Annotated in this window: 3 protein-coding genes; 1 reads left to right on the top strand and 2 read right to left on the bottom strand. The window is 72.4% G+C overall.

Going from position 1 to position 4,156, the window contains the following annotated elements:
- Both ACFWN1_RS32055 and ACFWN1_RS32050 read right to left on the bottom strand, forming a co-directional pair.
- Positions 1 to 1,264, bottom strand: a 1,264-nt coding sequence (locus ACFWN1_RS32055; RefSeq protein ID WP_384369867.1) for a PAS domain-containing protein, incomplete at its 3' end; no start/stop codon positions are given.
- A gap of 388 nt (positions 1,265 to 1,652) precedes the next feature.
- A complete protein-coding gene (locus tag ACFWN1_RS32050; RefSeq protein WP_384369864.1) occupies positions 1,653 to 3,053 on the bottom strand; it encodes a helix-turn-helix domain-containing protein in 1,401 nt (466 codons plus the stop codon).
- 479 nt (positions 3,054 to 3,532) lie between these two features.
- Here ACFWN1_RS32050 and ACFWN1_RS32045 point away from each other — a divergent pair, with 479 nt between their 5' ends.
- Complete coding sequence (locus tag ACFWN1_RS32045; protein ID WP_384369861.1) at positions 3,533 to 4,135, top strand: DUF4232 domain-containing protein; 603 nt, start codon at positions 3,533 to 3,535, stop codon at positions 4,133 to 4,135.
- Positions 4,136 to 4,156 lie beyond the last annotated feature (21 nt).

Here is a 4,156-nt window from a genome sequence, read left to right as displayed (position 1 = left end):
CCTGCGACGTGGTGGCCGCGGCGAGTGCCGTGGTGAGGTCCGCGGTCCGCCTGGCGCGCTCCGCCGCCTCGCGGCGTGCGGCGGCACGTGCCGCCTCTTCCCTCCGGCGGGCGGTCACATCGGTGCCGTAGATGGTGATCCCGTCGGGAACAGGGACGATGCGCAGGTGGAACGACCCTCCCGACGCGCCCTCCACGTCGAGTTCCGTGGGTCTCCCCTCGATCGCCGCTGTGCGGCAGCGCTCCCTCATCTCAGGCCAGTGCCGCACGGGCGGCAGGTCCCAGAGCACGCGGCCCGTCAGCTCTTCCTCGGCGTACCCCAGGGTGCGCTCGGCCGGAAGGTTGCTGAACACGATCTTCCCGTCGTGGTCGAGGGCGAGGAAGCTGTCACTCATGTGCCGCAGGACCCGGCCGAGGGTGTTGCGGGCGGCGGGCGACTCGTTGCTCTCCCACGCCCGGCCGATCAGGCGGCACGGGTCGCCGTCCGCGTCGAGCACGAGTCTGGCGCGCGCCTGCGTCCACACCTGGCTGCCGTCCGGCCGGAGCACCCGGTACTCCGCTTCGAACATGGTGACGTCCCGGATGGCCCTGTCGACGGCGGCCAGAATGGAGGGAAGGTCGTCGGGATGGACGATCTTCATCCAGCTCTCGGCGCGCGGTACGAAGGTGTCCGGGTCGGCACCGTAGATCATCATGGCGGCTTCGTCCCAGAAGAGCTCGCCCGTCCTGATGTTCCAGTCCCAGGTGCCCACTTGCAGGGCACGCAGGTCGCGATGGGTGGAGGTCAGCGGGTCCTCCCGGGGGCGCCCGGCCGGTGGCGGCGCCGACGCGGCCCAGCGCTGCGACCATGCGGTGAGGGCGGACAGGAAGTCCCACTGCTCGGCAGTGGGTTCCCGGCCGGGCGTGAGGATCGTCAGAACGCCGTTGAGACGGTCGACGCCGGGTACGGGGACGGCGGCCAGGCCCGTGCCCGCCAGCGGATCGGCCCCGGTGGTGGTGTACGGCGCCCAGACCCGCCGACCGAGACGCACTGCGAGGGCCTGCGGCTGCGCGCCCTCATGGTCGATGATCTCCCAGGACTGTGCGACCGCGGGGGGCAGTCCCGTCGTCGCGACCAGGCGAAGCGCGGACATCGGGCCCCGCAGGTGCACCGCGCCGCCGAGACCGCCCAGTTCCGCCACACCGTGCAGCAGAGCTAGCCGGAAGATCTCCGTCTCCGGGATGCCCTTCTCGATGCTTTCGAGCAGGGCAAGCCGCTGGTTCATGCTGCCACTGTATGTCCCCCGCTTCTCACCGGCATGACAGGGAAAAGCGCCGAATCCGACCCGGAGCGGACGGCGGCATCGACTCTTCGGCCGGGGAGGACCGCCACCGTCAGAACGGGGCCGTCAGCACCGCGCGGGACAGACGCCCGGCCGCGATCTTCGCGGTGGGGAACGTGATGTTCCTCTTTCTGGTCGCGGAGTGCGCTCCGGCTGGGTTTCGCGGGTGATCAGCTCGCCGGACTGACGTGGCTCGGCCCCCTGCACGGGGCCGCCCAGGACGTCTCTGCCGATGTCACCACGTCACCACCCTGTCCTTCACGCCGTCCGGCGTGTGCGCCATGATCGGCGCGGTACGGCACGGAAACCGGGCAGCGTGTCTTCACCCCTTTCAGCCGCCCGCTCCGGGATCCTCGTGAGCGGCTTTCATCGGGACCCAGCCGGCGGGGTGGCGGTACCAGTAGTGCGGCAGCCCCTTGATGGTCGTGGTGCGGAACGGGCGGCCGTGGTCGTCGACGCGGACCGAGCCGGTCCGGCCCTGCGAGGACCAGTCGAGTTCGAGGTACCAGTCGCAGGTGCAGGCGACCGTGCGGGCGGAGAGGAACAGGACCTCAGGCTCGCGCTGGGACACCCGGTAAGGGAAGTCGATCGCGGGGGCGGGCCTGCCGGGATCGTTGCCCGGCACTGAACGGGCCAGTGGCCGGTGCGTGTCCAGGTCGACCGAGAAGTAGCGCGGGATGAGGGCGGCACCGCAGCCCTCGTACATGGAGTAGGCGATGCTCGGGCGGGTGGCGGGAGCGGTGCGTTCGGCGATGCGCACGTGCAGTGCCGTCAGGACTACGGCGGCCGGGCCCTGGCCCTGCACCGTGATCCGCAGGTTGGTGGTACGGCCGTGCACCGCCCCCTGGGAGCCGGCCCACGCCGCCGCGTCCGCCGGGACGGGGGGCGGCGGAACGAGACGCGGCGGTCTGGCGATGACGTAGTCGTGGTCGCATTCGAGCTGCCAGACGTGGGAGTCCGCGGTCCAGGTCAGGGGCGCCCCGGCAACGACCGTGCCGGTGTCCGTAGGGTCTTCGCGCGCGTTCTCGCCGCTCTTGTCGGCGGCCGGTGCCGAGGGCTTCGACGAAGGGCGGGCGAAGGCCGATGGCCCCGTGCCGCTCGGGGTAGGGGCGGCGGCCGGCGGTGGATGGCCCGCGCCGCGCGGCGGCGACGTCGTGGCGCTCGGCGTGCTGCGGCCCGGGACCGCTGACGCACGCTGGTGCGGGCTGTCGCGGACGGCGGCGGACGCGGTGAGAGCTGCCAGCGGGATGACGAGTGACGCCGCCACTGCCGTCACCCGTGTGAGCCGTCCTCGGGGGCGCCCGTAAGGGGGGCGTCGCTGTGCCGACGGGAGTCGTTCCTGACCCGTGGCGGCCGGGGAGCTGCGCTCGGTGGGCTTGTCCCCCGGGCCGTCCGGCTTCCCGGCCACGGTCAGCGCGGGACCGCTCGCGCGGGTGCTCGGCTCGACCGCGCGCCGGGCCCCGGGCGTGCGCTGTCGCCGGCGTTCCGCGTCCGCCAGAATCCAGCGGCGGTACAGCTCCTCGCGCTCTTGGCGGGAGGCGCCGCACAGGTTGGCGAACCGCTCGATCACGGCGAAGTCCGCCGGCACCACCTCTGCCCGGCAGTAGCGGTGCAAGGTGGAGGTGTTCATGTCAAGGTGGCGGGCCAGCGAGGAGTAGCTGCGGTCCGTGCGGCTCTTCAGCCGTGCCAGCAGGGACGCGAACTGCGCCGCGTCGTCGCGGATTACGTCCATGCGGTCCGACCTCGCATCCGTTCATCGGCTCCGTGCCCGCGCGGCCCCGTCGGCGCCGGCAGTGGCCTCGCCTACGTGCACGTATCCGCGGCCGGGTCGGTTCCCCCGTCACACCATCCCCTTCTCTTTTCGTCACTCCCGTGCCGCACGGGCGTTCCGCCGGCCGGGCGCGCGGTACCGCATCCCTGAACGGCATCCCAGGCACGCGCTTCTTCCCAGGTCACCAGTGCTGGGACCGTCCCAGCGTCGCAGCCTTAGGGGCAGCTGTTGCCCCACGGTCACCGGGCATCCGACGCTGTGCCCGTCGCACCGGCTGAACCCGCCGGTGCCACGACAGCCGTTCACCGAAAGGCCGTGGCGCACCCACGGCCCCGCGGGAGGACGGCGGTGTCGCGCCACCGGCGGGAACGCGGCCGGCTCCCCCGTCGTGGACCACGCGGCCGCGTACGCCCTCCTGACGATCGAAAAGGAACTGCCACATGAACGTGAAACACCCCGCTGCCTGTCTCATGGCCGCAGCCACGGGCCTCGTCCTCGCGCTCGGCTACGGTGTCTCGCCGGCGTCCGCCCGCGTCCCGCAGACAGGCGCGGAGAAGACCTACGAGGCGGCGGCACGCCACGCCGGCGGCGCCCGCGTCACCGTCCCCGCCTGCTCCCAGAGGGACCTGGGCGTGTCCGCGGTGAAGGAGCCGGCGGACAGCACCGACGCCCGGCATCTGCTCCTCACCGTCCAGAACGCCGGCGACAAGAAGTGCGACCTCTACCGCTACCCGCTCGTGCGGCTGGGTGCCGGCCGCACCACGGCCCCCGTCATCAAGGACAGCGCCCCCACCTCCGGCGGCCCCCTCACCCTCGCACCCGGTCAGGAGGCGTACGCCGCCCTGCTCGTGAACGGCCCCATGGACGAGTACGAGGCGAAGAGCATCACGCTCAGCCTGCAGGGCCGTGAGCCCGGCAGCACCGCCGGCAAGCCGGTCGACGTCCCCATGCCCGTCGACACCCTGTACGCCAACGACGGCCAGCGAGTCACGTACTGGACGACCGCCCCCGGCTACGCGCTGGACTTCATCATGTCGAGGTGACCCTCTCCGACCGGACCGCCC

It is taken from the genome of Streptomyces sp. NPDC058459 (assembly GCF_042721685.1).
In the GTDB taxonomy this organism is placed as follows: Bacteria; Actinomycetota; Actinomycetes; order Streptomycetales; family Streptomycetaceae; genus Streptomyces.
This window is presented reverse-complemented; position numbering and strand designations above follow the sequence as displayed.